The 26502-nt window shown below is 37.1% G+C and carries 28 protein-coding genes and 1 other annotated feature; of the genes, 17 read left to right on the top strand and 11 right to left on the bottom strand.

The features are described 5' to 3' along the window. Positions 1 to 2: 2 nt before the first annotated feature. From AB3H90_RS07920 to AB3H90_RS07950, 7 genes are all read left to right on the top strand, one after another. Positions 3 to 1148, top strand: a complete 1146-nt coding sequence (locus AB3H90_RS07920) for a glycosyltransferase family 4 protein (RefSeq protein ID WP_034699377.1) — start codon at positions 3 to 5, stop codon at positions 1146 to 1148. Further along, positions 1148 to 1999, top strand: coding sequence for an NAD(P)-dependent oxidoreductase (locus AB3H90_RS07925; RefSeq protein ID WP_010736877.1), 852 nt, complete (start codon positions 1148 to 1150; stop codon positions 1997 to 1999). The genes AB3H90_RS07920 and AB3H90_RS07925 overlap by 1 nt, the downstream gene beginning before the upstream one ends. Before the next feature lie 3 nt (positions 2000 to 2002). Continuing rightward, positions 2003 to 3169 (top strand): nucleotide sugar dehydrogenase, encoded by a 1167-nt coding sequence (locus AB3H90_RS07930; protein ID WP_368016514.1) that lies wholly within the window; start codon positions 2003 to 2005, stop codon positions 3167 to 3169. A gap of 5 nt (positions 3170 to 3174) precedes the next feature. Then, positions 3175 to 4596 carry a flippase gene (locus AB3H90_RS07935; protein WP_034699342.1) on the top strand — a complete coding sequence of 474 codons (1422 nt, stop codon included), beginning with the start codon at positions 3175 to 3177 and terminating at the stop codon, positions 4594 to 4596. Positions 4597 to 4845: 249 nt separating this feature from the next. Continuing rightward, on the top strand, positions 4846 to 5262 hold the full coding sequence (locus AB3H90_RS07940) for an Ohr family peroxiredoxin (protein WP_010736880.1): 417 nt from the start codon (positions 4846 to 4848) through the stop codon (positions 5260 to 5262). A 291-nt stretch (positions 5263 to 5553) separates the two neighbouring features. Continuing rightward, positions 5554 to 6006: a hypothetical protein gene (locus AB3H90_RS07945; protein WP_096708536.1), complete on the top strand. Its 453-nt coding sequence runs from the start codon at positions 5554 to 5556 to the stop codon at positions 6004 to 6006. Beyond that, entirely contained in the window at positions 5972 to 6181 is a 210-nt protein-coding gene (locus AB3H90_RS07950; RefSeq protein ID WP_368016545.1) for a PepSY domain-containing protein, read from the top strand. The genes AB3H90_RS07945 and AB3H90_RS07950 overlap by 35 nt, the downstream gene beginning before the upstream one ends. Positions 6182 to 6282: 101 nt before the next feature. On the opposite strand, the gene AB3H90_RS07955 is transcribed toward AB3H90_RS07950, so the two are convergent. Then, positions 6283 to 6984, bottom strand: coding sequence for a DUF975 family protein (locus AB3H90_RS07955; RefSeq protein ID WP_010720297.1), 702 nt, complete (start codon positions 6982 to 6984; stop codon positions 6283 to 6285). 208 nt (positions 6985 to 7192) lie between these two features. On the opposite strand from AB3H90_RS07955, the gene tgt reads away from it, so the two are divergent. From tgt to AB3H90_RS07980, 5 genes are all read left to right on the top strand, one after another. After that, the gene (gene tgt, locus AB3H90_RS07960; protein ID WP_010720296.1) at positions 7193 to 8338 is read left to right on the top strand and encodes a tRNA guanosine(34) transglycosylase Tgt; all 1146 of its coding nucleotides are present in this window, start codon (positions 7193 to 7195) and stop codon (positions 8336 to 8338) included. A gap of 92 nt (positions 8339 to 8430) precedes the next feature. Continuing rightward, the gene (gene yajC, locus AB3H90_RS07965; RefSeq protein ID WP_010720295.1) at positions 8431 to 8820 is read left to right on the top strand and encodes a preprotein translocase subunit YajC; all 390 of its coding nucleotides are present in this window, start codon (positions 8431 to 8433) and stop codon (positions 8818 to 8820) included. 272 nt (positions 8821 to 9092) lie between these two features. Further along, complete coding sequence (gene adhE / locus AB3H90_RS07970) at positions 9093 to 11690, top strand: bifunctional acetaldehyde-CoA/alcohol dehydrogenase (protein ID WP_010736883.1); 2598 nt, start codon at positions 9093 to 9095, stop codon at positions 11688 to 11690. 227 nt (positions 11691 to 11917) lie between these two features. After that, the gene (locus AB3H90_RS07975) at positions 11918 to 12277 is read left to right on the top strand and encodes a hypothetical protein (protein WP_368016515.1); all 360 of its coding nucleotides are present in this window, start codon (positions 11918 to 11920) and stop codon (positions 12275 to 12277) included. A gap of 50 nt (positions 12278 to 12327) precedes the next feature. Next, entirely contained in the window at positions 12328 to 13017 is a 690-nt protein-coding gene (locus tag AB3H90_RS07980) for a hypothetical protein (protein ID WP_368016516.1), read from the top strand. A 237-nt stretch (positions 13018 to 13254) separates the two neighbouring features. On the opposite strand, the gene fni is transcribed toward AB3H90_RS07980, so the two are convergent. From fni to mvk, 4 genes are read right to left on the bottom strand one after another with little or no spacing between them, the layout of a single operon-like run. Then, entirely contained in the window at positions 13255 to 14301 is a 1047-nt protein-coding gene (gene fni, locus AB3H90_RS07985; RefSeq protein WP_034699329.1) for a type 2 isopentenyl-diphosphate Delta-isomerase, read from the bottom strand. Continuing rightward, positions 14298 to 15383: a phosphomevalonate kinase gene (locus AB3H90_RS07990; protein ID WP_010720289.1), complete on the bottom strand. Its 1086-nt coding sequence runs from the start codon at positions 15381 to 15383 to the stop codon at positions 14298 to 14300. Before AB3H90_RS07990 ends, fni begins: the two co-directional genes overlap by 4 nt. 12 nt (positions 15384 to 15395) lie before the next feature. Further along, positions 15396 to 16373, bottom strand: coding sequence for a diphosphomevalonate decarboxylase (gene mvaD, locus AB3H90_RS07995; protein ID WP_368016517.1), 978 nt, complete (start codon positions 16371 to 16373; stop codon positions 15396 to 15398). After that, on the bottom strand, positions 16366 to 17313 hold the full coding sequence (gene mvk / locus AB3H90_RS08000) for a mevalonate kinase (RefSeq protein ID WP_368016519.1): 948 nt from the start codon (positions 17311 to 17313) through the stop codon (positions 16366 to 16368). The genes mvaD and mvk overlap by 8 nt, the downstream gene beginning before the upstream one ends. Positions 17314 to 17627: 314 nt before the next feature. On the opposite strand from mvk, the gene AB3H90_RS08005 reads away from it, so the two are divergent. From AB3H90_RS08005 to rplT, 5 genes are all read left to right on the top strand, one after another. Continuing rightward, a complete protein-coding gene (locus AB3H90_RS08005) occupies positions 17628 to 18287 on the top strand; it encodes a deoxynucleoside kinase (protein ID WP_368016520.1) in 660 nt (219 codons plus the stop codon). 224 nt (positions 18288 to 18511) lie between these two features. After that, positions 18512 to 19417 carry a magnesium transporter CorA family protein gene (locus tag AB3H90_RS08010; protein WP_010736889.1) on the top strand — a complete coding sequence of 302 codons (906 nt, stop codon included), beginning with the start codon at positions 18512 to 18514 and terminating at the stop codon, positions 19415 to 19417. 186 nt (positions 19418 to 19603) lie between these two features. Then, positions 19604 to 19729 (top strand) — a sequence feature (ribosomal protein L20 leader region). Between the two features lie 43 nt (positions 19730 to 19772). Next, positions 19773 to 20297 carry a translation initiation factor IF-3 gene (gene infC, locus AB3H90_RS08015; protein ID WP_010720284.1) on the top strand — a complete coding sequence of 175 codons (525 nt, stop codon included), beginning with the start codon at positions 19773 to 19775 and terminating at the stop codon, positions 20295 to 20297. Positions 20298 to 20368: 71 nt separating this feature from the next. Continuing rightward, the gene (gene rpmI / locus AB3H90_RS08020; protein WP_002289309.1) at positions 20369 to 20569 is read left to right on the top strand and encodes a 50S ribosomal protein L35; all 201 of its coding nucleotides are present in this window, start codon (positions 20369 to 20371) and stop codon (positions 20567 to 20569) included. 54 nt (positions 20570 to 20623) lie between these two features. Continuing rightward, positions 20624 to 20983 (top strand): 50S ribosomal protein L20, encoded by a 360-nt coding sequence (gene rplT / locus AB3H90_RS08025; protein ID WP_010720283.1) that lies wholly within the window; start codon positions 20624 to 20626, stop codon positions 20981 to 20983. Positions 20984 to 21020: 37 nt separating this feature from the next. Here rplT and AB3H90_RS08030 read toward each other — a convergent pair whose 3' ends face one another. From AB3H90_RS08030 to AB3H90_RS08055, 6 genes are all read right to left on the bottom strand, one after another. Continuing rightward, entirely contained in the window at positions 21021 to 21422 is a 402-nt protein-coding gene (locus tag AB3H90_RS08030; protein WP_368016521.1) for a tyrosine-type recombinase/integrase, read from the bottom strand. Positions 21423 to 21580: 158 nt separating this feature from the next. Further along, positions 21581 to 21745, bottom strand: coding sequence for a JAB domain-containing protein (locus AB3H90_RS08035; protein ID WP_368016546.1), 165 nt, complete (start codon positions 21743 to 21745; stop codon positions 21581 to 21583). Positions 21746 to 21801: 56 nt separating this feature from the next. After that, positions 21802 to 23733, bottom strand: a complete 1932-nt coding sequence (gene ltrA / locus AB3H90_RS08040; protein WP_368016547.1) for a group II intron reverse transcriptase/maturase — start codon at positions 23731 to 23733, stop codon at positions 21802 to 21804. A 753-nt stretch (positions 23734 to 24486) separates the two neighbouring features. Further along, a complete protein-coding gene (locus tag AB3H90_RS08045; protein ID WP_094940871.1) occupies positions 24487 to 24807 on the bottom strand; it encodes a JAB domain-containing protein in 321 nt (106 codons plus the stop codon). Then, positions 24797 to 25045, bottom strand: coding sequence for a hypothetical protein (locus AB3H90_RS08050; RefSeq protein WP_094940870.1), 249 nt, complete (start codon positions 25043 to 25045; stop codon positions 24797 to 24799). Before AB3H90_RS08050 ends, AB3H90_RS08045 begins: the two co-directional genes overlap by 11 nt. 869 nt (positions 25046 to 25914) lie before the next feature. Beyond that, positions 25915 to 26289, bottom strand: coding sequence for a hypothetical protein (locus AB3H90_RS08055; RefSeq protein ID WP_094940869.1), 375 nt, complete (start codon positions 26287 to 26289; stop codon positions 25915 to 25917). Positions 26290 to 26502: the final 213 nt, after the last annotated feature.

Raw genomic sequence — 26502 nt, forward strand, 5'->3', positions numbered from 1 at the left:
CAATGAGCATCTTATTTTTGAGTGGGATTTCTGCAGAAGAAAATAAAGGTATTTTTAAAAAGAACTGTTCCCAAGCAAAGTATATGAGCAATCATAAAAAGCAATGTTGGTTACTTTATTTTAAAAAACAAGAAATAAGAGTACGTGAGTTTTATGACAAGCAGATGATTCACGACAGTTTATTAACAAAGAGTGATGCAACGAATCACCGTCAAAAAATAAAAGATATCCAAATAGCAACAAAAAAATTATTGTTGTCGAGAGAATGGACTCATTTCTATTTTCGGGATCAATATTATACAAAAATAATGAGTGAACTGCTAAGTATCTCTCAGCAAAAAACAATTCAAACGATTATGGAAATTCCTACTTATCCTTATTATAAAGAACAATTGAATGTAGCACCCAATAAGTTAAAGGGTGGATTGAGTCTAGTATGGAATTACTTAGGTGATCGATTGTATGAAAAAAAATGCAATAAGATTGCAGTAATTGAGGCGAAGACAAGTAATAAAAAAAAGGCGAAGATGGTTTCTTTTTACAATGGTGTAGATCCGGATAATTTGCCAGTCAATTTATATCAGAAAAATGAAGAACAGCCTACACATCGGGTAGTTGCTGTTGGAAATTTTTATCCTTATCATGGGCTGGATCGTTTAATTGAAGGACTTGAATATTATTATCGGACAAAAGATGAGATAGCACCAGAGGTCTTCTTTGACATTGTTGGTGGGGGACCAGCAATTGAAGAGTTAAAACAACTGGTAGCATCTTACCGATTACAAGGATACGTTATATTTCATGGGTATAAAGATCGTCAAGAATTAGAACAGCTTTATGGTGAAGCTTCAATGGCTATCGGTACATTAAAGTTACATCTACGAGGTGCCAATATTGAGACAGCTATCAAAGTATCCGAAGCACTTTATCAAGGAATTCCAGTGATTACATCAGGCGAAACACCATTTTTTAGTGCAGTAAAACAAAATATTTATCAAGTAAAGGATGATGATTCACCGATCTCAATCAACGAAATGCTTCAATTTTTGGAAAAAAAACGTATCCCTGTTGGGGATCAGGTGTTACTCGACCTCTTCTCATGGGAAAAAATAATAGAAAAAATAGTAAATTTGGGGAGTGAGAATTGATGAAAATATTAGTAACTGGAGCAAACGGTTATTTAGGAACTGGAATTGTAGACCAACTGATCAATGATGGAAATGAAGTTATTGCGACAGATGTCAGAACGAATCGAATAAATAAAGAAGCCACTATCTATCAAGAAAATCTTTTTGATATTTCTGATCCGTATCATTATTTTGGTGAACCGAACGTATTAGTCCATCTTGCATGGCAAGATGGGTTTATCCATAATGCAGAAAGTCATATTAGAAACTTATCCGATCATGCACTATTTTTAAAAAAATTTTTCTTATCAGGAATCGATAAAATCGTAGTGATGGGATCGATGCATGAAGTTGGATTTTATGAAGGCTGCATTAACGAATTCACTAGTACACACCCAATGAGTTACTATGGCATTGCAAAAGATTCATTGAGAAATTTTAGTTCGTTTATGGCTAAAGAAACCAATAAAAAATTTCAATGGTTGCGTGCTTATTACATTGTATCGAATCAACCGGGTGGTAGTTCGGTTTTTTCAAAAATCATTGAGAAAGCCAAGGAAGAAGAGGTAAACTTTCCTTTTACAATGGGGGAAAACCAATACGATTTTTTAGACTATGATGATTTTTGTTTTCAAGTAGCAGCAGCTGTTGAACAAGACGAAATCTCAGGAATCATTAATATTTGCTCAGGTTATCCTGTTAAATTAAAAGAACGTGTCGAACAATTCATTGCAGATAATCACTTGAATATTCATTTGGATTATGGTGCCTATCCCGATAGAAAATATGATTCTAAGGCTGTATGGGGGGATAATAAAAAAATACAAAAAATTTTAAAACAAGCAAAAAATAAAAAAATAAGTAAGGTGTAAGAAATGAGACTATCTGTTTTCGGTATGGGCTATGTAGGGCTAGCAAATGCATTGTTGCTTGCCCAAAATAATGATGTGGTTGCTTATGATATCGATCAGAAAAAAATCGAGAAACTAATAAAAGGTTGTTCCCCAATCGAAGATAAAGAGATCCAAGAATTTTTGAATAATAGAGAATTGGGAATAACTTTTACACAAGACTTCAAAAGTGCAGCATCATGGGGAGAATTTATTTTGATTGCTACTCCAACCGATTATGATGAAGAAAAAAACCTATTCGATACTTCCTCCATAGAAGAAGTAATCGAAAAGGTAAAGGCAGTACGTACGGATGCTGTATTTATCATTAAGTCAACGATTCCTTTAGGTTATATTAAGTATTTAAAAAAGAAATATCAATCAGAGGATTTTATTTTTTCACCAGAATTTTTGCGGGAAGGAAAAGCATTGTATGATAATCTCTATCCTTCTCGTATCGTTGTAGGCGAAAACACGAAAAGAGGACAAAAAATTGCTTCGATGTTTAAAAAAAATACTCGAATAAAAAATGTTCCTGTTATTTTAACTGATTCAACAGAAGCAGAAGCGATCAAACTGTTTTCTAATACCTATTTAGCATTAAGGATTGCTTATTTCAATGAACTTGATACTTATGCTGAAATGAATGGATTAGATACAGCTCAAATTATCTCGGGGGTTTCAACGGACCCAAGAATAGGGGACTATTATAATAATCCTTCTTTTGGTTATGGCGGATATTGTTTACCGAAGGATACGAAACAATTACTAGCGAATTACCAGCACGTGCCAAATGATCTGATCCAAGCCATCGTTCAGTCAAATGATACAAGAAAAACATTTATTGCAGATCGTATCATGGAAAAAAATCCAGATGTAGTAGGGATTTATCGTTTAACAATGAAGGCGGGCTCTGATAATTTCAGATATTCATCTATTTTAAGTATCATGCGTCTTTTGAAAGATCAAGGCATTAACGTAGTCATTTATGAACCGACAGTGAAGAAGGAGCATTTTTCGACATTTAAAGTAATAAAGGACATTGATGAGTTCAAGAAGCATTCAGATGTGATATTAGCCAATCGATTTGATCCGTTACTCAAAGATGTAGAAATGAAAGTCTATACGCGAGATATATTTGGAAGGGACTAATAGAATTGAAACATGTGCTTAAAAATTTTGGGTATCAGTCATTATTTCAACTGACAAAGATTATCATGCCAATCATTACAGTCCCAATTGTTTCAAAAGCATTAGGTCCTGGAGGATTAGGGATTTTTAATTACACCAATTCGATTACTCAATATTTTGTGTTAGTCGCTAGTTTAGGGATCTCGATGTATGGGAATCGAGAAATCGCATTAGTTTATAATCGTAAAGAAAATATTTCAAAAACGTTTTGGGAAATCTGTTTATTAAAAGCAGTTTTAACATGTATTACACTTTTAGTTTTTTTGTTATTTACTACTTTTTTAGGTAATAAGATCTATTTCTATATACAAAGTCTCACTATTATAGCTGTTATGTTTGACATTTCGTGGTTTTTTATGGGAATCGAGGATTTCAGAAAAACGAGCATGATCAATCTGGGAATTCAATTTGTTACTTTCATTTTAATTATCTTTTTGATTAAAGATTCTTCTGATACGATTTTATATGTTTTACTACAGTCAGTAGGAACCTTATTATCTCAACTATTGACATGGCTATTTATTCATAAACATATAAATTTTAAAAAGGTAGCATTCTTAGATAGCTTTAGACATATCCGATCATCTTTTGAATTTTTTATCCCACAGGTTGCTATTTTACTTTATACGAATCTAAACAAGACTTTATTGGGTGTTTTTATTGGTAGTACAGCTGTTGGTTATTACACTAATTCATTAACAATCAATACGGTATTTATCACGGTTATTACAACGCTTGATATGGTGCTATTACCGCACATGAGTGGGTTATATGCCAAAGGAAACATTAATAAGATGGTGGACATCATTGATAAGACGATTCATTTACAATTATATTTTAGTGTTCCAGCGATGTTCGGGATGCTTACGGTTTACGATAAATTAGTTCCCTGGTTTTTTGGGAAAGAATTCTTATTCATCAATAAAGTTATTCCACTTTTTTCTATTTTGATCGTTGTGATGCCCTTAGGTATGTCCATTTCTAGACAATATTTGATACCGATTGGCAAAGTAAAAATCTACAATAAATCTGTATTAATTGGTGCGGTTATCAATATTTTATCTAATTTAATCTTGTTACCGTGGATCGGTTTTTTTGGAGTGGTTTTTTCAAACCTTTTAGCAGAAATTTTTGTAACAGTGGTACGTACAAAATCATTCTTGAATCAAACAAATTTTAGCTTTAAGAAAAAAAACTTACTGGTTATTTTTTGTTCATCCATTATTATGTGGTTCGTTACAAGAATAATTACAAATGGCATGTCACCTACCTTTTTGACTAATCTACTCCAAGTTTCTATAGCCGTCCCTATCTATTTTTTACTAACGTCTTTGTTTGGCTATAACCCTATTTTGAGTGGTTTAGGGAAATGGAAAAAAGAAAATTGAACACGAGTAGTTTCCTTGCTCAAAATTTTTAATAATTTCAATAAACAGTAGATTCGTATTTTTTTTAAGAAAAAATGACGTTGAATAATCCTTTAGAGTAAAGAAGTAAATAGACGCAGTTTGGTTTCAGGTAAAATTTACTATTCTTGTAAACAACCCAATCATTCCTATACACTAACCTTTTATGTGATACCCAATTACCTAGATGCCAACTACTATATTTACAATCAACTTTGGAGGGCGAAATTTATGAGCAAAATTTATGAGGTAGCTACTATTAATACAGGTGGCCGTAGTGGTAAAATTTATTCACAAGAGAAAAAATTTTTGTATGATGTCGCAGCACCTGGAACCCAAAACACGGATGCAACAAATCCCGAAGAGCTCTTTGCAGCAGCTTATAGTGCCTGTTTTAACGGTGCCTTAGAATTAGTTTTATCTAGAAAGAACATCAATCAACCTAGTTCAGTAAAAGCAAACGTTGCCTTGCTGAATCATGGAGAGGCAGATTTTACAATAGAAGTTCTTTTGACAGTCTTTATCAAAGATATGCCGAAAGATGAAGCAATACGTTTTGTTGAAGAAGCAGATCAAGTTTGCCCTTACTCAAAAGCTTTGCGTGGAAATGTAACAGTAAATTTAGAAATCAGTGACACTGACTTCTAAAATCGTTCCTTTCCATCAAAAGTAATGATGAAACATATTAGAAAAGCCATGGGGGAGCTTTTCTAATATGTTTTTTTTTTATTTGTTCATGACTAGATGGTAAAAAAATAAAAAAAATAAGATGAAAGATTTAAGTAGAATAAAGACATAGGGATATATTATTTGCTTTATCTCTTATATTCTCTCAATGAGGCTGGAGGATTCAATTCATCCAGCCTCAAACTCCTAAAAAAAGAACGATTAATCGTTCATTTCAAGAATCTAACAATTGATTGTGAAGGAGCGGAAAAGATGAAGTTGTTTGTATGGTGTTTAACGGTATTAACTAGTTTTAGTTTGGGGATGTTGGTGATGTTTGTTTTTAATTATCCTTATGAAAATTATGGGAATGAAACGAAAGAAATCAAGGTTGCCAATGTTTCTAGTTCGTCCACATCTGCGGATGAAATTGAGGAGCCGGAAAAATTCAATGTATCATTAAAAGAAGCACTTGAAACTTATCAGACTTGTTATCCTCATCAAGCGATTACTTCTGTTAAAGTTAGTCAGACTGTTGGTCCTTACTATTACGAAATTACTGGTAGAGATGCAACTAAAGAATGCAGCGTAAGAATTTCAACTAAAACAGCGAATATCAAAAAAAAAAGTATATCGCATACGAAACAAACACGAACAAGCCACTACCGAGCAATCCGCAGATCTGTTCAATATCAAAAACTTAAAAAGTTTATCGGAAGTTACTAAAGTAGCTGAAAATGTAGCTGAAAAAACGACTGGGACAGGAAAAGCGGTAAAGTGGTTCCTTGAAAGACAATCAGGAAAATCGTATTGGACAATTACTATTAAAGAAAAAATAAAAAAAGTGACAGTCAAAGTTGATGCGTATACTGGCGAAGTTCTAAAATCTGAGCAGAAGTGAGCGAAATGAAAAAAGCGACTGCGGCTGAAACATGTGAAGCGACCCTCAAAAGTTAGATTTTTGATCTAACTTTTGAGGGTCGCTTCATTGGACATTGATTTCTATACGTTTTTTGGCAATTGTTCATAAAAAGCTGCTTTAGTTGCTGTAATATAAGGATTTAACCATAAATAACCAATTCCAGCAGTTAGCATGGCTAAGATATGCCAGCCAATAAAGGATAGATCAAGCCAGAACAATTTACCTTTGTAGCCATCCATTAATTTACGACTAGCAGTGATCGTATTGAGCACTCCTGGTTTTTCCCCTGTTTCAGTGATAACATCATAGTAAATGAAGTAACTTTGGGAATAAGAATAACTTTTGATGATACCAGGAATAACGAATAATAACGCCCATAAAGTAGTAAAGATCGAAATCAAAATAGCTAGTAAAATCACACCACCAAGAAATAATCCTGTAAAACCACGAAAGGCATCTTTAAATGGTTCGATGGTCGATTTGGTTCCACGCAGGATATCTAGATAGGTCCATGAGATCCCACTCATAAATAGTGCGCTGATAATACCAGACACAATACCACCACCGCTAGAAGCAGCACCTCCGTTGGTATTGTTTGCCATATCTTGGACAGCTGCAGGATCATTATAGGTATGAGCCAATAATAAAGCGGTCGGAATAGCTATGATCATAATGAGTGCAATTGTGATTAACGTTGGGACTAAATTCAATAATACAGCTTGCCCCCAGCGTCCTTTTAAACTGTCTTTTGCTTGTTGTTTCAGTTCTTTTGAAGATAGCATGAGTTTCACTCCTTTTTATTTATGCCATAAGTATAACAAAGAAGAAACAATTTAGCTTTCTTTATCTTTTATCTGTTATTATAATTCCTTTAAAAAATGAAGGTTAAATAAACACCTGTTACCCAATGAACCCTTGCAAAAAAGAGTTAGAACGATTATGATGATGGGAGTTGTCAATGCGATTATTATAGAGAAAGTAGGGAATTGAATGACACAACCTGCCATTCGTTATCGTTTAATCAAAAAAGAAAAACATACCGGTGCCCGTCTTGGTGAATTGATTACTCCTCATGGGACATTTCCCACACCAATGTTTATGCCTGTGGGAACACTAGCAACTGTCAAAACCATGTCACCTGAAGAATTAAAAGCAATGGGCGCGGGAGTCATTTTAAGTAATACGTACCATTTATGGTTAAGACCTGGAGAAGACTTGGTAGAAGAAGCAGGCGGCTTACACAAGTTCATGAATTGGGATCAACCGATTTTGACAGATTCAGGTGGTTTTCAAGTGTTCTCGCTAAGCGATATGCGTAACATCGAAGAAGAGGGTGTCCATTTTAAAAATCATTTAAATGGTTCTCGGATGTTTTTATCACCAGAAAAAGCAATTAATATCCAAAATAAATTAGGATCAGACATCATGATGAGCTTTGATGAATGTCCTCCTTTTGATGAAAGCTATGATTATGTCAAAAAATCAGTGGAAAGAACCTCACGTTGGGCTGAGCGAGGCTTAAAAGCCCATCTGAATCCTGATCGTCAAGGATTATTTGGTATCATTCAAGGAGCTGGGTTTGAAGATTTACGTCGCCAAAGTGCAAAAGATTTGATCTCAATGGATTTCCCTGGCTATTCAATCGGTGGTTTGTCTGTTGGCGAACCTAAATCAGAAATGAATCGTGTATTAGAGTTTACAACACCATTGATCCCTGAGGATAAACCACGTTATTTAATGGGTGTTGGTGCAGCAGATTCATTGATTGATGGCGTGATTAGAGGAGTCGATATGTTTGACTGTGTCTTGCCTACACGTATCGCAAGAAATGGTACTTGTATGACTTCACAAGGACGCTTAGTCGTGAAAAATGCACAATACGCACATGACTTCCGCCCAATCGATGAGAAATGTGACTGCTACACATGTAAAAATTATACACGTGCGTATATTCGTCATTTGATCAAATGTGATGAAACATTTGGGATACGGTTAACGTCTTACCATAACTTGTACTTCTTATTAAACTTGATGAAACAAGTGCGTCAAGCGATCATGGATGACAATTTATTAGAATTTCGAGCAGCCTTTTTTGAGGAATATGGGTTTAATAAAGAGAATGCCAAAAGTTTCTAATCTTTTTCACTAAATTTATGTAAAAAACTAGTGTCTCACGCCTTTTTCTGCTAAAGTTGAGTGTGTAGATACATGTTAGTGAGGTGAAAAAAATGGGATCATTACCAATGTTAGTCATGTTCGTTGCTCTTTTAGCAATGTGGTATTTTATGTCACGTTCACAAAAGAAACAACAACAAGAACGACAAAATTTACTAGACAGTATGAAATCAGGCGATGAAGTAGTTACAATCGGCGGATTACATGGTGTTGTTTCAGAGATCGACAATGAAAAACGCACAGTCGTTATAGATTGTGAAGGGATTTTTCTAGAATACGATCGAGCAGCCATCAAAACGGTTAAACCTGGAACTGTCGTAACCAATGATTCGACAGTAAATACGGTAGAAAAAACAGAACCAAAAGTTGCTGAAACAGTAGAAGTGAAAGAAGAAGCTACTGAAACTGTTGAAACACCTGAAGATAGTAAAGAAAACAAATAGGTAAAGCTTAGTAGTTGAGTCTGAGACGGTGTCTCGGGCTCTTTTTTTATCCTAAAACTCTAACTTTGTTAAGTTTTGAATAAACTGTTTTTTTGATAAAATACTTTGGATAATTAGGATAATAAATAAAAATACTGATAAATAAAGGATTTAATCGAAATTTAAAAAACTGTGAAAAAAATCACAATAAAGGTTTACATCTGAAAAGGTTTGTTGTATGATGAGAATGTGAATTAATTAACAAACAACCATGACCCATTAGGAGGAAGACAATGGCTAAAGTAATGGAGAAAGAACAACCAAAAACTATTGATGTTCAAGGAATGATTGATGAATTAGCAACGAAAGCAAATGTCGCATTAAAAGAGATGGAAAACTTTGATCAAGAAAAAGTAGATCATATTGTGCATGAAATGGCAATGGCAGCATTAGATCAACATATGCCGTTAGCTAAAATGGCAGTTGAAGAAACTGGTCGTGGAATCTATGAAGATAAAGCGATCAAAAATATGTATGCTTCTGAATATATTTGGAATAACATCAAGCACGATAAAACAGTTGGTGTCATCAATGAAGATGTTCAAAAAGGCTTGATTGAAATTGCTGAACCAGTTGGTGTGGTTTGTGGGGTAACTCCAACAACTAACCCAACATCAACGACAATTTTTAAATCAATGATCGCGTTGAAAACAAGAAACCCAATCGTTTTTGCATTCCATCCAAGTGCTCAAAAATCTTCTGCTGAAGCAGCGCGTGTCGTTCGTGATGCAGCGATCGCAGCTGGCGCGCCTGAAAATTGTATTCAATGGATTGAACATCCATCGATTGAAGCGACTTCAATGTTGATGAATCATCCAGGGATCGCAATTGTTTTAGCTACTGGTGGGGCAGGAATGGTGAAATCTGCTTATTCAACAGGAAAGCCAGCTTTAGGTGTTGGACCAGGTAATGTACCAGCATATATTGAAAAAACAGCAAAAATCAAACGAGCAGTGAATGACTTGATCGTTTCTAAAACGTTTGATAACGGAATGATTTGTGCTTCTGAGCAAGCAGTAATCGTTGACAAAGAAGTCTATGCTGCAGTTAAAGCAGAATTCCAAGCACATCAAGTCTATTTTGTGAAACCAGCTGAACTTTCAAAATTAGAAGATGCAGTGATGAATGAAGGTAAATACGCAGTAAATCCAGCAATCGTTGGACATTCTGCAATGGACATTGCAAAACTAGCTGGCATCAAAGTTCCAGAAGGGACAAAAATGTTAGTAGCTGAATTAGAAGGTGTCGGAGCGGATTACCCACTTTCACGTGAAAAACTTTCTCCAGTACTTGCAATGGTTAAAGCAAACAATACAGAACATGCCTTTGAATTATGCGAAGGAATGTTGAACTTAGGCGGATTAGGCCATACTGCAGTGATTCACTCAGAGGATGAAGAGCTTCATGTGAAGTTTGGTCTACGGATGAAAGCTTGCCGTATCTTAGTAAATACTCCTTCAGCAGAAGGTGGAATCGGAAATATCTATAACGAAATGATCCCTTCACTAACTTTAGGTTGTGGTTCATATGGTAAAAATTCTGTTTCTAGAAATGTAAGTGCCATCAACTTGATCAATGTCAAAACTGTAGCGAAACGGAGAAATAATATGCAATGGTTCAAATTACCACCAAAAATCTTCTTTGAAAAGAACTCTTTGCTTTATTTAGAAAAAATGGAAAACGTAGAGCGTGTCATGATCGTTTGTGATCCTGGTATGGTGCAGTTTGGTTACTGTGATACGGTTCGTGAAGTACTATCAAGACGTAAGAATGATGTGAAAATCGAAGTCTTCTCAGAAGTTGAGCCAAATCCTTCAACAAACACAGTCTATGCAGGAACGAAATTGATGGCTGATTTCAAACCAGACACAGTGATTGCATTAGGTGGCGGTTCTGCAATGGATGCTGCTAAAGGAATGTGGATGTTCTATGAACACCCAGATACTTCATTCTTTGGAGCAAAACAAAAATTCTTAGATATCCGTAAACGGACATATAAGATCGATAAACCAGAAAAAACACAATTTGTGTGTATTCCGACAACTTCAGGAACGGGTTCTGAAGTAACACCTTTTGCCGTTATCACAGATAGTGATACACATGTGAAATATCCATTGGCAGATTATGCATTAACACCAGATGTAGCAATCGTCGACCCACAATTTGTCATGTCAGTACCAGCTTCTGTCACGGCAGATACAGGGATGGACGTATTAACTCATGCGATTGAGTCTTATGTTTCTGTTATGGCTTCTGATTATACAAGAGGCTTGAGCTTACAAGCAATCAAATTAGTCTTCGATTACCTAGAAAAATCAGTGAAAACTCCTGATATGGAATCACGAGAAAAAATGCACAACGCTTCTACAATGGCAGGGATGGCATTTGCGAACGCCTTCTTAGGAATTTGTCACTCAGTTGCGCATAAAATTGGTGGAGAATATGGTATCCCACATGGTCGTACAAATGCCATTTTATTACCACATATCATCCGCTATAATGCAAAAGATCCACAAAAACATGCAATGTTCCCTAAATATGATTACTTCCGTGCAGATACAGACTATGCAGATATTGCTAAGTTCTTAGGGTTAAAAGGACAAACAACAGCGGAATTAGTTGAAGCTTTAGCAACAGCAGTTTATGAATTAGGACAATCAGTTGGAATCAATATGAGCTTGAAGGCGCAAGGTGTAACACAAGAAACCTTAGATTCAACGGTTGACCGTATGGCAGAACTTGCTTATGAAGATCAATGTACAACAGCAAATCCAAAAGAGCCATTGATCAGTGAGCTAAAACAAATCATTATTGATGCTTATAATGGTTAATTCAATACAAGTATAGTTAATCAAGCCCCTTTTCCAGATAAAGATGATCTGGAAAGAGGGGCTTTTTTTGTCGGAAAGGGGATCAATATCGTTAGAACTAGCGTAGGAATTTCTTTTGTTAGAAAAAAACGATTAATTCGCTTTTTTAGAAAAAGTAGTTTTATCAAGACTAGTAAACCGTGTTACTTTAGATAAGTAAAAATGAAAAAAGAAAGGAAGTTGTTAGGATGACAAAACCATTATTTGAGAAAACAAAAAATCAAGAAAATATGGGAAAAGAACAATTGATGTCAACCGTTGATTCATTAGAAGTCAAATTGCGGGAAAACTTAGAACCACTTGAGAACGTACACAAATACACTGAGCTATACATAGAGTTGAAAAATGAACTAAAGAGAGAAATTGAAGAACGGGCTAAGAAAAGAGAGGATTGGTATAAGAAAAAGCATTCTCAAATTAAAAAAAAGGAAGATTGTGAGCAGGAACTTCAAAACGCAGTGAAAGCAAAAAAAATGCATTATATAAAAGCACCAAGCGAGTACATGGTGAAACGATCAAGAGCAAAAAAAAAGAGCTTAACGAAATAGCAAAAGAAATCAAAAATTGCAAGTCTGAGATAAAAAAACTGACGAAGGAAATGCAGTATTTAACTGGTAGGAGAGGTGAAAAATGGATCGATCATTCTTTATTAAAGTACGTGGTGAACACTAAAGTTGTCGCAGATGAAAAAAATACACCGGAGGATGACAAACTAAAAGAGGAAGCAGCAACCGAAAAAAATATAGCAGCAAAAAAAAAAGTAACAACAAAAGAACTAAAACTGGTTACTAAAGAATTGACTGAAAAACAACGAAAGCAACAATTAAAAAATAATCTCCACAACCTTAAAGAGCTAGATCAAACGTTAAAAAAATTAGGGAATGTAAAGAATCCTTGTTTTAATCAAAATAAAATAGACTATTATGTCATAATACGTTTATATCTTAAAAGATCTATGCAGCTAGAAAAAATTATACGATTCAGGATTAACCCTGGCGGAAAAACGCTCAATCTATTTAGTGGTGGTAAAGTGGATAAAAAACGAAAAAAAATAGAACGAGATCTTCAGATGAGTTGGAGAGATATTTATAGTTATCTACTAACCAATCCAGATAACTTTAAGCGTGAAACAGCAGTTCAGGAAAAACAGCAGGGGAAAAAACAATTGACTGATTTAATAAGCAAAGAACTAGGGAAAGTATGTGAAACGAGTAATCTTGAGATAGGGAAGGGGATGGGTATAATAAAACCTAGCGCTCCGCCAATGATGCCAGGAATGGAATTATAGCCGTTTGTCAAAGATACATAGGTTTTATTTTTGTTTATCAGATGAAAAAGAGTTGGTATCCTATTATTTATCGCATGAAAACTAGAACAAATGTATGAAGTGATTGGTGAATGATAAAATAGAGTCAACGCCATAAGAAAATCTCATTCTAAGAAAACTTTGTATTTTTGTAGACAAAAAAGGTCGTCATTCATCTTTTCGATGATTGGACAACCTTTTTGAGTTGAATCGATTTGTTTATTTCTTTCGTGTGCCATATTTGGTCAGAGGAATTCCTCGGGCTTCGCACCAATCTTTAGTAGTTCCAGATAAGATCAAGGGTTGGTGATGAAGTTCTTGGATAGTTTTAGCTCCTACCATGGTCAATAGCCGTTGAAGTTCTGCTTGCCATTGTTGGACTAGTTGGATCGTTTCTGCCACGCCGTGTGTCATGAGATGCGTTAAGATCGTTCCAGAAACGCCTACTGCATTGGCACCAAGACAAAGTGCTTTGAAGAGGTCGAAGGCATTGCGAATACCACCAGAAGCAAGAATCTCTACTTGATGTTGGGCTTCGTTTGCCTCTAGCAGAGAAGTAACCGTTGATTGTCCCCAATCGACTAAATAATCTAACTCTCTTTTTTTGCGACGAGCATTTTCGATTTGAGTAAAGCTGGTTCCGCTTCGGCCACTGATATCGATTGTCTGAACCCCCAACTCGGCTAGTTCATCGATCGTTTCTCTAGTCATACCAAAACCGACTTCTTTCACGATCAAAGGAACCGAAATGCCTTCGCTGATTTCTTTGATCAATTCTTTCCAATTGGAAAAATCACGATCCCCTTCAGGCATCACCAATTCTTGTGGTGCATTGAGATGGAGTTGTAAAGCATCGGCTTGAAATAGTTCAATCGCCTCTTTTGCTCGTGCTAAAGAGGTGCCGGCTCCTACGTTGGCAAGGATCTTTCCTTCTGGATAAACGTCACGCATGATCGTGTAAGAATCGCTTAAAGCAGGATCTTTTAAAGCTGCACTGACTGAACCCGTGGCAATCATTAAATTTGTTTCTTTTGCGATCATCGCTAAATCATGGTTGATTTTTTTAGTTTTTTCACTTCCGCCAGTCATAGCATTGATATATAAAGGATAGTCTAAAGTTAAGCCAGCAACAGTCGTATGTAGATCAATCTCTGACATGGAAACTTCAGGTAAGGGGTTATGAACGATTCGAACCGTATCAAATTCATTTTTTTGTTTACTATGAAAAGCTTTAGCTAATGAGACATGTTCATCTTTTCGATTCATCCTTTTTCCTTTCGTTGGTTACTATAGACGTGTAATGGCAAGGGTGTAATTTCTGCTAATTCCCAAGCGCTCATCAAAGGCAAGATACCGGATTTTTGATCCACGATTACGATACCACAATCGCCACCACCTGCTCCAGATGATTTTGCTGCGCCCTCGTATTCTTCTGCTAAGCTACATAATTTATTTAAAGCAGGCGTTTCGATCAATACGCCCGTAATTGAAGATAGCTCATGGAGTAGTTGTCGGTTTTTTCTAATCATAGCTTGAATCAAATCAATGTTATTCTCTTTGAATCCTTTAATCATTTCATGGACGCATAAGGTACTATCTTGTAAAAATTTTTGATAGGCTACCATTTTTTCCTTACGTGAGCGATGGACTTGATCGACTAAATCAGAAGTTGATGCAGGACTGCCAGTCCAACCAATCAGTAAACGCAGATCTTTCGGTGTCGGAAGAGACTCAATGGATAAACCAGGCCAATCCATTTCGATGAGTTCAACGATTGTATGTTGTTTTTCTTGTTCTTGGAGCCACTGGTGATCAAAGGTTGAAAAAGCAATCCAACCACCATAACAACTAGCTGCAATATCTCCACAAGAGCCATTATCTTGAACCGTTAAATTTGCTAGTGCAGCAATTTTGAAAATTTCAATCTGTGTAAGATTTAACGCATAAAACATATTCAATGCCTTGACTGTTGCGACAGTTACGGCGCCACTTGAGCCTAGACCGTATTTGCGTCCGTTAGAACTATCCAATTCACTTGTCACTTTTAGGTCATAAAAAGAAAGTAAAATATTTTTTTCTCGTGCGTATTTTTCAGTCAAACGAATGGCAGCAAGGATATAATGAAATGGATTTTCACGAATATCCAAGACAAGTTCACCATCACGCCGAGTCCAACGAATCGGCATGCCACTATATTGCTCAGATTGGATGCTGCCGACTTTTCGTGCGGTTTCAACGGTTACAGTAACAAACTGATCAATGGCTACGATGATAGCCGGATGTCCGGTTTCAACAACTGCGTATTCTCCAGCAATATAAAGTTTTCCTGGTGCAGATACTTCAATCATAAAAATCTCCCTTTATTCAATAATCGTCATTCCTGGACCTGCAAAAGCCGAAATGACTTGTTGGCTACTAAATAAGTCACTAAATGTTGTTTTGACCTTATCTAGATGGTCTTTTTGAACTAGCACTTTCACATTTGGGCCAGCATCCATAGTAAAGTAACAAGGAATCCCCTGATTTCTTAAATCCCGTACCGCTTGCATGGCTTTTAAACTATCAGGAGACCAGTAGGTAAATGGCGGACGTGCAGCTAATGTCGTTCCGTGCATTTTTAACCCATTTTGTTCCATAGTTTCACCTAGAAGTTGAAAGTTCTTAGTTTTGATTGCTTGTTTTAATTGATAAAGATCGGCTTCGACAGAATCTAACCATCCTTGATAAAAACTTGAAGTTTCAACCGTTCGGCGCATACCATCACGACTTGAGACATCCTTTTTTTGTTCATTCAACAATAGAAAGACCATCGCTAAGTGATCTTCAAAACCGTCTGAGGAAATTGGATGAGCATACGAACTTTGGTCATTGTGTCCTTTTTCCCATTCAACAAATCCACCAAAAATACTCCGACAAGCGGAACCTGATCCTCTACGAGCCAGTCTTGATAAAGCTTGGTCATCTAACCCTAATTTCAATGCCTCGTTGCATGCTCCGGCTAAAGCCGCTAAGCCGCTGGCAGAAGAAGCTAAACCCGCAGCAGTCGGAACGAAATTCTGGCTGATCACTTTTGCTTTTTTCGTGGTACCCGCTTTTTCTCTCACAATATCCAAAAAAGTACTGATTTTTTTGGTTGCTTTTTCATCTTGCAATTGATTATCTAAATAAAATTGGTCTTCTGTGTAAGCTTCTGAAAAGCTGACTTCAGTTTCCGTATAAAATGCATCTAATGTGAGTGATAAGCTGTTATTCATCGGGAGAATTAACGATTCATTTTTTTTACCCCAGTACTTGATAAGGGCGATATTCGTATATGCTCGTGCTTTGCCTTTAAACATAGGTATGTACTCCTAATCCTTGAATCCAAGTTGCAGCTGCTCCCGCTTGTAAGAGGGCTTCGCTGATTTCTTGGGCTTTTGTTTTTGTTTGAGCTAGCGCAATCATGCAGCCACCTCGACCACCACCAGTTAGTTTTGCTCCCAAAGCGCCTGAATCTCTAGCGGTTTCGATCAATACATCAAGAAAATCGTTGCTGATCGTTAAATTTTTTAAAATTAGTTGGGCTTCATTCATCGCTTGGGCTAAATGCTCGGGGTTATTTTTAACAATGGCTTTTTTGGCTTGCCTTGTTAAGTATCCTAGTTGTTGGATTTTTTGTCCAACTTTCTGCTGATCTTTTTCAAATAAATGAGCAACGTCTTTGACCACTGCTCGCGTCTGACCTTTGATTCCGGTATCAGCGACAATCAAAAAAGCGTCGATATTTAAAGAGAAATAATCAAACGGGTGTCCTTTCACAAAGTAGATTGGTTCTAAACTGCTTGTTGCCGCAGCATCGATACCACTAGGATTACCATGGGCAATTTTTTCTGAAATTTGGACATTTGTCAAGAGCTGTTCGCGAGAAAGTGGTTGTTCGAGATAATCGTAAAAGGCACGAGTAACTGCCGTAGCTACTGCAGCGCTTGAGCCCATTCCACGTTCGGCAGGGATAGTGCTGTGAATAGTTAACTCTAATGATTGCTCAATTTGCAGTTTCTTTTTTAAGTTGAATACTAACTGCTTGATGTTTTTTAACGAATGTGGGGCATCGCGCAGTATTCCTGTATAGTAGGAAGAAACAAGCTGATCTCCTGACGAAGTGATGCGTTCATTCAAGGAAGCAACTACTTTTGCTGCCTGAAAAGGAAAAGCGATTGCCGGTTCGCCGTAGACAACTGCATGTTCGCCCATCAGAATAATTTTACCATTTGATTCCCCTTGGCCATAATTTGCCATAATCTAACTCCTTCTTTTATTCCCATAACTTTTTTGAGCAAAAAATAAAGCGCCTTGGATCCTTTGCGCTAACGAACAGATTGTATAACATAGAAGTTCAAAAAACAATTCATCTTTATTTTACTAAAACCTTCCCAGAAGTAAAATAAAGAATACGTTTTCTGTTGAAAAACCTCTTTTTTCTTAAGATTTTATTGAATTTTATGAATGGAAATATCCTGTTATTCCTAATTGACACCACCAGATATTGGGGGTATATTTAAAAAGAATTGGAAAAAGACACAACATTTAGTGATAAAGTGAGTTGGAGGTTAATGAGTGTGATTGTTTTAGCAGGTACCATTGGCGCTGGAAAATCAAGTTTAACAGAAATGATGGCTGAACACTTTGGAAGTCGAGCTTTTTATGAGTCAATCGAGGATAATGAGGTATTGCCTTTATTTTATGCCAATCCTGAGCAGTATGCGTTTTTGTTACAAATCTATTTTTTGAATAAACGTTTTGAAAGTATCAAGCAGGCAATGAAAGAAGACAACAATGTTTTAGATCGTTCGATCTATGAAGATTCTTTGCTTTTTCATTTGAATGCTGATTTGGGGCGGGCAACTGAAACAGAAGTTCGAGTATACGACGAGCTATTAGCCAATATGCTGGAAGAGTTGCCGTATGCCGCACATAAAAAACATCCGGATTTATTGGTTCATATTCGTGTTTCATTTGATACGATGCTTGAACGGATCGAAAAAAGAGGACGATCATATGAACAACTTTCCTTCGATCCAAGTTTATATGATTATTACAAAGAATTGAATCGTCGCTATGATCAATGGTATGACGAGTACAATGAAAGTCCCAAAATCCAAATTGATGGCGATCGATTCAATTTTGTGGAAGATCCCCAAGCAAAAGTAGAAGTGCTGAACATGATTGAAGCAAAGTTAGCAGAAATTCGTCAAGAAGTCTTTGTTTCTTGAGTCCAATAAAAAATGATAGTATAAAGAAGACAGGATCTAACTTCGATATCTAAGCCGAAGAAATTGAAAATAGGAGAGCTATTTTCGCTTTTCATCGGCTTATTTATTTTTAAAAGCGAGACAGCGGTCAGAAGTGCTAACGATTTGTAAATTCGCCAAGAATACTTAGAAGAATCGTCGTGAGATACCTAATGAATCTATCAGCACAGGAAGAAGGGGACGGTATGAGAGAAAAACATTTTTTTAATTTTGATCAAAATTTTTGGCTGAATGTGCCTAGAGATGATGTAATGGGAATCAAAAATCTTAAGGAAGAGTATGGCATTAGTGATGAGATGCTTACCTATTCTTTAGATAAAAATGAACGAGCTCGTGTGGAATATGATACTCTTGATGATATTTTACTTTTGGTCACTAATGTTCCTCATCAACAAAAAATCGAAAACCACTATGAAACAAGTCCAGTAGCATTTATTCTAAAAGAAAATGGTCTATTTACATTTACGACTCAAAATACAGAATATGTGATTCGCCTGATTCGTTCAATCTTAGATCGAGATTCCGAGATAAATGTATATAGTTTACTTTTTCGTACGCTCTTTCTGATTTCAGATTCCTTCTTCCCGTTGATTGAAGAAGTGAATAGTGAACGACAACGCTTAAACCAAAAGTTGCGAGAAAAAACTACGAACCGCAATTTACTAGCTTTATCTGACCTCGAAGTTGGTTTAGTTTATCTAGTGACTGGTACAAAACAAAATGTCGTATTATTAGAACAAATCAAAGCATTAGCGATTTATCGAAAGCTCACTGAAAAAGAGAAGGAACAATTGGATGATGCATTGATTGAAGCAAAACAGGCAGTGGAAATGACCAATTTGGCCTCCCAGATCCTTGATCAACTTTCGGGAACGTATAATAATTTGTTGAACAACAACTTAAATGACACGATGAAATTTTTGACAGTCTGGTCATTGATTCTGACCGTTCCTACCATTGTGACAGGGTTTTTCGGTATGAATCTACAATTGCCTTTTACACATTCTGTCTTTGGTTGGGGGATCGCCTTATTCATCAGTCTGATATTGTCAGTTTGGATGCTGATCGCATTGTGGCGTAGGATTCGGTAGTTTCAAGGAAGACGGTCACCAAAAAAGTTGAGTGTCTGCTGAAGTGTGTTTTTTGATAGTGAAAAGAGGTTTTTGGTTTAGGCAAGTATCCAACTAAAGCAAATAAATGATAGGGAAATGTTTTGAGAGTCTCTAGTGAAAAAGATTGACAAAGAAATCTATATTTGCTATACTATTGAAGTTGAGAAATAAAAGCAGAAGCACCCGCTTCTCGCCTTAGTTGATTCAGTCACTGGGCTAGATAGTTTTCATCTATTGAATTAGGTGAAGTACGTGCGGGTTCTGGAAGAGAACTCGTTTTTTTATTGCCGAATATTCGGTACGCTTTTCTTTCTCTCATAATATTTGGAGGTGAATGACCATAGCAAAGGATATGATGGTTAACGACGGCATTCGTGCACGTGAGTTACGATTGATCGGTTCAGATGGTGAGCAATTAGGAGTTAAGACAAAAGCAGAAGCATTGAAAATTGCAGAACAAGCAAATTTAGATCTTGTGTTAGTTGCCCCAAGTGCGAAGCCACCAGTTGCGCGAATCATGGACTACGGAAAATACCGTTTCGAGCAACAAAAGAAAGACCGCGAGGCGCGTAAAAAACAAAAAGTGATCAATGTTAAAGAAGTTCGTTTAAGTCCAACAATTGACGTGAATGACTTCAATACAAAACTTCGTAATGCACGTAAGTTCTTAGAGAAGGGCGATAAAGTGAAAGCTTCTATCCGCTTCAAAGGCCGTGCCATTACCCACAAAGAAATTGGTCAAAAAGTCTTGGATCGCTTAGCTGAAGAAACTGCTGATATTGCGACAGTTGAGCAAAAAGCGAAAATGGACGGACGCAGCATGTTCTTGACGCTGGCACCGAAAAACGACAGTAAGTAATTTGAATGACTCACTGACTGTTGGACAGTCGATAGTCGGATAACGAAAGATTTTGAGGAGGAAATATAGTCATGCCAAAACAAAAAACACACCGCGGATCAGCAAAACGTTTCAAACGTACTGGTAAAGGCGGATTAAAACGTTTCCGCGCGTTTACAAGTCACCGTTTCCACGGTAAAACTAAAAAACAACGCCGTCAATTGCGTAAAGCAAGCATGGTTTCTAGTGGCGACTTCAAACGTATTCGCCAACAACTAGCAAAAATGAAATAAAAAAAACAAAAAGATCGAAATTTGAAGATTTATTTTTATTAGGAGGAATTAAACATGGCACGTGTTAAAGGTGGAACAGTCACTCGTAAACGTCGTAAAAGAATGCTAAAATTAGCAAAAGGTTACTACGGTTCAAAACACACTTTATTTAAAACAGCAAAAGAACAAGTAATGAATTCATACAACTACGCATATCGCGATCGTCGTCAAAAGAAACGCGACTTCCGTAAATTGTGGATTGCTCGTATCAACGCAGCAGCACGTATGAATGGCTTGAGCTACTCAAAATTGATGCACGGTTTGAAATTAGCTGAAATCGACATCAACCGTAAAATGTTAGCCGACTTAGCTGTCCACGATGCAGCAGCATTTACTGCATTAGCTGACCAAGCTAAAGATGCTTTAGCTAAATAATCAAATAAACGTTGTCGCATCAACGTGTACCCCACTCTTATTGAGTGGGGTTTTTCTTTTGACCCAAACTTTGACCCACATGTTTACCATTAGCCATAAAATCATCAAAGAGTGAGGCTGTTTCATCTTTTCCTTCTTGTGTTACATGGATATAGGTATTCATAGGTGTTTTAATATTGGAATGGCGAAGGCGATCTTGCGCTTGTTTCATATCCGCATCTGCCTCAAAGAGTAATGAGGCATGAGTATGTCGAAATCCGTGAACTGTGATTTTCTTAATGTTTGGATGATGGTGATAAAAAACTTGAAGCCAAGTTAATGGCGTCCTTGAGTACAAAAAGAGGTACAGGGAACTGTATCTCTTTTTTTGTGCAAAAGTACAATAAGTATTTTTGTATATGTGCAAAGAAGAAAGTGATAATGATTGATACAACAGCATTTAGTACAATTTGAAGTCCATGGACACAGAAAACACAGAATTAGATGATCTTAGTAATATTACTTCACTTATATCCATTACATTATATTTTTCTATATTGTAATGTTTATACTTGTGTTTGGTGTGTTTTACTTACTTTAATTTGATGTAACAACGATTTATGAGTAATACCTGTTCGTATCAGTGACGATGATATGATCAAGAAGACTGATACCGATGATTTCGCAGGCTGATTGCATACGATTTGTAAAGTCGTCGTCATTTTTTGACGGTGCAGGATTGCCGCTAGATAGCGATAGGTAAGCCTTTGAGATAATCTCCAGCTTTTCCCTCGCTTCACACCGTACGTACGGCTTTCACCTTACACGGCGTTCCATCGTTATTTACTTATTTCATGTTGTCTCAGTCCAGTTTTAAATTGATTAGAGAATGAAAGTGATGTGTTTCCTGTCGCTACCCGTAATTTATTTAACTTAACCATCTGGTTTTTCGTCAAGTCTAACTCTTTTAGATAAGCCATGATGGTTGATTCCTTTGTGGCATGAATCAACTGATGAACACTGTCAGAAATAAGGATTAAGTTAGAATATCTGTCATCTTTAGATTTCGACCAAGGAATCTTGTGGTGGCAGTGCATTTCGGTTAGAACTAGATCCTTTCCGGTAATTGCGCATTTGCCTTTTTGCGCTACATATAACGAAATTCGATTATCGTTGAATTCCACTGTTGCACGCTCGTTGATGATGGGATGGCTTCGTAACCATTGTAATTGTGCATCACTAACGTTATGTAGCTGTTTGTGCAAAAGTGTTCTTCCAGCTTTGGTGTATTTACAAACACCATTTTTCAACGATAATGCCGCTTTCGTTTTGATAAAACCAATCGGAATGATGGGTACGTCATTGACATACCTTGTCATTTTTGATTTAAGGTACGGTTTGATTCCTTTATCACGGGTAATGTATTTTGCTGTTTTCTTTAGACCTAAGTGTTTAAAACGATGTTTTTCCACTTGGGTCAGCTGATACTGGATCGGCATTAAATCGGCATTGACTTGGGTCGCAATTTGATAATAGTTGTGAATCCCTACCACCATGCTGTTGTATATTTGGATGTTCTTGGTGATTTCAGAGCCGTTTGCTGATTTCTGTATCACTTTAATTTGGTCTTTGAGTTGTTTCTTGATTCGCTTTTTCGCTTTATCACAAATGTGGCTTTGACAGACAAATTTCTTTTTGCCGTTGCGAGTATAGCCTTTTCGTTCCATTTTGAGCTTAAAGCCTAAAAATTCACTACTGTGTTTCTTTAAATTTGTGATTTTAGATTTTTCCTCTGAAATAGGCAAGGCAAGTCGTTCTTCCAGCCACATTCTACTTGCGATAAAAATCTGACTTGCTTCCGCTCTTGTTCGTGCAAAAATTTTGAAATCGTCTGCGTAGCGAACGATATACATTTCTTTCAAACCGGATGTTTTACGTAAGTGTTTGTAGCGGTAACTATGTGACATTAACCCGGTTACTTTGTTGTAATAATCGTTGATTTCACGACATTGAAAGCTTTCCCATTGTCCAGCAATCCACCAATCAAACTCATTCAGGTTGATGTTTGCCAAAAGCGGAGACAAGATTCCGCTTTGTGGTGTACCTTTCGTTGGATAAACAGTTGTTCCGTTCGGCATTTGAATAGGTGCTTTCAACATTTTTCGCAGTATTACAAGTAATTGTTTGTCTCTAATTCCCAATGTCCAAATTTGCCGCATCAATTTCGTGTGTTTGACTTCATCGAAAAATCCTTTGATATCAACATCTACAACATATTGCATTTTTAAAAGATTGATTCGTTGAGCACAGATTGAAACGGCATTTTCAGCAGAACGATTGGGGCGAAAACCGAAACTGTGTTTATAGAATTTCGGTTCACAAATCGGTTCCAAGACTTGTAAAATACATTGTTGTGCGATTCGATCCCACATAGATGGTATTCCTAATGGTCTGGTTTTCCCATTCGGTTTGGGGATCTCAATGCGACGAACTTTACGCGGATTATAGCGATTGAAACGCTTGTGTACAGTTTGGATAAATTCATCCGTATCTAATTTTTCGATATCTTTGATGGTTACTTTATCGATACCGGGAGTAGCGCCCCCATTATTTCTTTTGATGTTACGGTATGCTAACAAAATGTTGTCTTCAGACATGATAATGTTCATTAGATTGGTGAATTTTTCTCCTTTTGTACTGCGCTCATAGAGTGAATCAAAGATTTCAGCCATGCCATAATATTCTGCATGGCGCAACCGTGTGTTTTTCATTCTTGGTATCTTTTTAAAATTGTCTTTCAAGGTCTATCACGTCCCTTCACAGGCTCGTGACCTTTTTAGTCATACGAGAATCCTTGTTTATGACTGAGTTGAAATAAAATTAAACAACGACTAGAGGCTGTTGCTCCATTTCCATTACAGAAACTTCATTGCTCGTGCCTCCACTCTCACTGCCATAAATGAAAGTTATATCAAAGATTTTCCTTTCAAACGTTTCCTAAAGTGTGCTCTTTCCACGTTGACAGCTTTCCACGTTCCCTTCGCCTTATCAAAATGTCTCAACTTAGGTGCTGGCTCTTGCCTAGTGTCCTCTCCACAGCCTGTAACTGTGCATGGTGCTTTCGAAACCATCATAGGTACTTGCCCACGGAACACAACTGACATACTGTCAGCCCCGAACCCATTTCTAGGTGCTCGCCACTTATAGACATTTCATTCGCCAATTCGTCAGTGTTTTATCACATTCTCACCTTATCGAGTTTTTAACGACTCCCGGCCTATCGGATACACCCTCCACCGCTGGAGAGATTTCGTTGCAGTTCACTATTTTATTAATCAACAGACGGTATCTTTCGGCCGACTTCAGCGAGATTCACACGCCAATTTTCAACACATAAAATTAACGCATGTCGGAGTATTAGAGCAGGCGCTTCAAGGCGTTACTCTATCATTTCACCTGTCAGGCAAAGAGTTCACAACTCTCTTTAAGCTTTAAACTTAAGACAGTGCGCGTAATCTTTTCAATTACGAACGTGTCTCACGATGATTGTGAAGGATCGTGATTCTTGCAGCATTTGATAGCAATGCTCGCTGTAACACATCGCGCGGATGAGCAATCGATTGATTCAATGAGCCTATGCTGACCGTCGAGTAGCTGCTAATCTGATTTTTTGTATCCAGACAAACAACAATTAAGTGCTCCCTTGTTTCATTACCGATCAAATTAGACATCCATTGTGCTAAGCTGATAGACGATGTGATTTTTTCAGGTATATCTTTATTTTTACGTTTTCTTTTGACTTGCTTCAATGTCATAATTTCCTCGCAAATAGTATTATCGTTCATACCAAGAATCCTCCATTTCAATCCTTTTTAGTTGTTCTCTTTCAAAACGAGTCATTTCTTCTTTTGTAATGATCGCTTTTTGTCTTTCTCCAATTTCGATTTCACGTTCATATCGATGTTGATGAATTTTTTCTCGAATTATTTTACTCACATTGTACACCGCAATTACGATCAACATCATGATGTAAAATGATAGATCAGCATCATTGAGTAGTTCTGCTAAAATACAGTAGATCATTTGTAATCAGCTCCTTTTTCGTTTGTCACCCACTTCACAGCGCCATACATGATGGCGAAATCACTTATAAATAACGCGGCGAAAGTCGCTGGAGCACCCGAATGCTAATGAGGGCAAGGAATATCACGGCTGAGTGATTTCCGCAGTAAGGAGTGGGGGCAGCTCTGCTGGCTGGAGAAAAATGCGGCGGAGCATTTTTTGACATACACACTCCTTATGCTCTTACCACGAAGCGTCTCCTACCAGAAAAAGCTGGTGTAGTAGCATTTTCACATCATGATTTTTGATACCCGAAGCGTCTAGGGGGTCTCCTCTCTGTTGTAAACCTGTAACGACGTGAGGTAGGAGGCGCTTCACCCCCTAAATTTTCACTATTTTTTGTATGCGCGAGCGCTTGGTGGTGGTTTTTAGTCGATCTTGTCTATGAGCTTCGTGGAGTTAGCGTGTATGAGACGAATTTGCTGCGTTTATGCGTGTGAGAGGCTGTCTGACAAGACCGCAAAAATAACAATGTTAAAAACTTAGTGGGCGAAGGGAGCAAGATTTTTCGGGATAAGTTAAAAGAATAATTTCGCGAGCGAAGGTGGGACCTGCTACGTTTTTATGTTGCTCTAAAAAAAGAAGTGGATAGGCTGCACGTAGGTGCAAGCAATTTGTTGATAGAAAGATAGCAAAGTGTTAACAAAATGCTATCAAGATGCTTTGCGCGAGGGAATTGATGGCGGTGTTGCTGTCAGGATGGTAGCAGATAGTTAACAAAGTGTTAGCAGATTGTTTACAAGATGATGGGATGAGAATAAGGGGTTAGCAATTTGCTGTCAAAGTGATATCAAATAGTTTGCAAATTGCGTGTAAAAAAAGAGGACAGCTCAATAGCCATCCTCATACGCGCACGGTGATCGATACCGCGATACCAATAATACTAATTGCGAAGCTGTGCATTCGCGAGCGACCGATTTTAAAATACATACTGATTCTGCTGCCGATAATCCATTAGATCGTTTGATGATACGACCTTGATTGATGGCGCGACTTAGTAGCATTCGGACTGCTGGAAATCTATAATCCCACAATTTGAGCGGTATATCGTTTAGATGAGGATCACGAGATTTGCATGCAATTTCAGGGACAAGAGTTTCAAGGTCGTCGAACTCAATTGCATCAGCCAGCTCCAGATAAAATTCTTCGTGCGATAAATTGCCTTTTAGATATTCTCGTCTTTTTTGATCGTAATTAAAAACCATTTAGTATCACGCTCCCGATATAATTTGTCACCTAGTTTATCGGGGCGTAAGCCCAAATTTTCATGGCTAAAAAGTGGCTTAAATTTGCTTAAATCGACCTTCAAATTACTGCAAATCAGTGCAAACTTTCGATATTAAAGATTTACAGAATAGCGTATAATCGCTGTTGTTTCAACACATTGCAAACATACACACAAAAAAGCCAGGCTCTCG

Origin of the sequence: Enterococcus sp. C63, from assembly GCF_040887215.1 — a bacterium.
In the GTDB taxonomy this organism is placed as follows: Bacteria; Bacillota; Bacilli; order Lactobacillales; family Enterococcaceae; genus Enterococcus_B; species Enterococcus_B hirae.

What these genes read in the sequence shown, in the direction of transcription:
- AB3H90_RS07920 (WP_034699377.1), top strand. Translation starts at nt 3, where the DNA reads ATGAGCATCTTATTTTTGAGTGGGATTTCTGCAGAAGAAAATAAAGGT.
- AB3H90_RS07925 (WP_010736877.1), top strand. Translation starts at nt 1,148, where the DNA reads ATGAAAATATTAGTAACTGGAGCAAACGGTTATTTAGGAACTGGAATT.
- AB3H90_RS07930 (WP_368016514.1), top strand. Translation starts at nt 2,003, where the DNA reads ATGAGACTATCTGTTTTCGGTATGGGCTATGTAGGGCTAGCAAATGCA.
- AB3H90_RS07940 (WP_010736880.1), top strand. Translation starts at nt 4,846, where the DNA reads ATGAGCAAAATTTATGAGGTAGCTACTATTAATACAGGTGGCCGTAGT.
- AB3H90_RS07945 (WP_096708536.1), top strand. Translation starts at nt 5,554, where the DNA reads ATGAAGTTGTTTGTATGGTGTTTAACGGTATTAACTAGTTTTAGTTTG.
- AB3H90_RS07955 (WP_010720297.1), bottom strand. Translation starts at nt 6,984, where the DNA reads ATGCTATCTTCAAAAGAACTGAAACAACAAGCAAAAGACAGTTTAAAA.
- tgt (WP_010720296.1), top strand. Translation starts at nt 7,193, where the DNA reads ATGACACAACCTGCCATTCGTTATCGTTTAATCAAAAAAGAAAAACAT.
- yajC (WP_010720295.1), top strand. Translation starts at nt 8,431, where the DNA reads ATGGGATCATTACCAATGTTAGTCATGTTCGTTGCTCTTTTAGCAATG.
- adhE (WP_010736883.1), top strand. Translation starts at nt 9,093, where the DNA reads ATGGCTAAAGTAATGGAGAAAGAACAACCAAAAACTATTGATGTTCAA.
- AB3H90_RS07975 (WP_368016515.1), top strand. Translation starts at nt 11,918, where the DNA reads ATGACAAAACCATTATTTGAGAAAACAAAAAATCAAGAAAATATGGGA.
- AB3H90_RS07980 (WP_368016516.1), top strand. Translation starts at nt 12,328, where the DNA reads ATGCAGTATTTAACTGGTAGGAGAGGTGAAAAATGGATCGATCATTCT.
- fni (WP_034699329.1), bottom strand. Translation starts at nt 14,301, where the DNA reads ATGAATCGAAAAGATGAACATGTCTCATTAGCTAAAGCTTTTCATAGT.
- AB3H90_RS07990 (WP_010720289.1), bottom strand. Translation starts at nt 15,383, where the DNA reads ATGATTGAAGTATCTGCACCAGGAAAACTTTATATTGCTGGAGAATAC.
- mvaD (WP_368016517.1), bottom strand. Translation starts at nt 16,373, where the DNA reads ATGTTTAAAGGCAAAGCACGAGCATATACGAATATCGCCCTTATCAAG.
- mvk (WP_368016519.1), bottom strand. Translation starts at nt 17,313, where the DNA reads ATGGCAAATTATGGCCAAGGGGAATCAAATGGTAAAATTATTCTGATG.
- AB3H90_RS08005 (WP_368016520.1), top strand. Translation starts at nt 17,628, where the DNA reads ATGAGTGTGATTGTTTTAGCAGGTACCATTGGCGCTGGAAAATCAAGT.
- AB3H90_RS08010 (WP_010736889.1), top strand. Translation starts at nt 18,512, where the DNA reads ATGAGAGAAAAACATTTTTTTAATTTTGATCAAAATTTTTGGCTGAAT.
- infC (WP_010720284.1), top strand. Translation starts at nt 19,773, where the DNA reads ATGACCATAGCAAAGGATATGATGGTTAACGACGGCATTCGTGCACGT.
- rpmI (WP_002289309.1), top strand. Translation starts at nt 20,369, where the DNA reads ATGCCAAAACAAAAAACACACCGCGGATCAGCAAAACGTTTCAAACGT.
- rplT (WP_010720283.1), top strand. Translation starts at nt 20,624, where the DNA reads ATGGCACGTGTTAAAGGTGGAACAGTCACTCGTAAACGTCGTAAAAGA.
- AB3H90_RS08030 (WP_368016521.1), bottom strand. Translation starts at nt 21,422, where the DNA reads ATGCTGTTGTATCAATCATTATCACTTTCTTCTTTGCACATATACAAA.
- ltrA (WP_368016547.1), bottom strand. Translation starts at nt 23,733, where the DNA reads ATGAAAAACACACGGTTGCGCCATGCAGAATATTATGGCATGGCTGAA.
- AB3H90_RS08045 (WP_094940871.1), bottom strand. Translation starts at nt 24,807, where the DNA reads ATGAACGATAATACTATTTGCGAGGAAATTATGACATTGAAGCAAGTC.
- AB3H90_RS08050 (WP_094940870.1), bottom strand. Translation starts at nt 25,045, where the DNA reads ATGATCTACTGTATTTTAGCAGAACTACTCAATGATGCTGATCTATCA.
- AB3H90_RS08055 (WP_094940869.1), bottom strand. Translation starts at nt 26,289, where the DNA reads ATGGTTTTTAATTACGATCAAAAAAGACGAGAATATCTAAAAGGCAAT.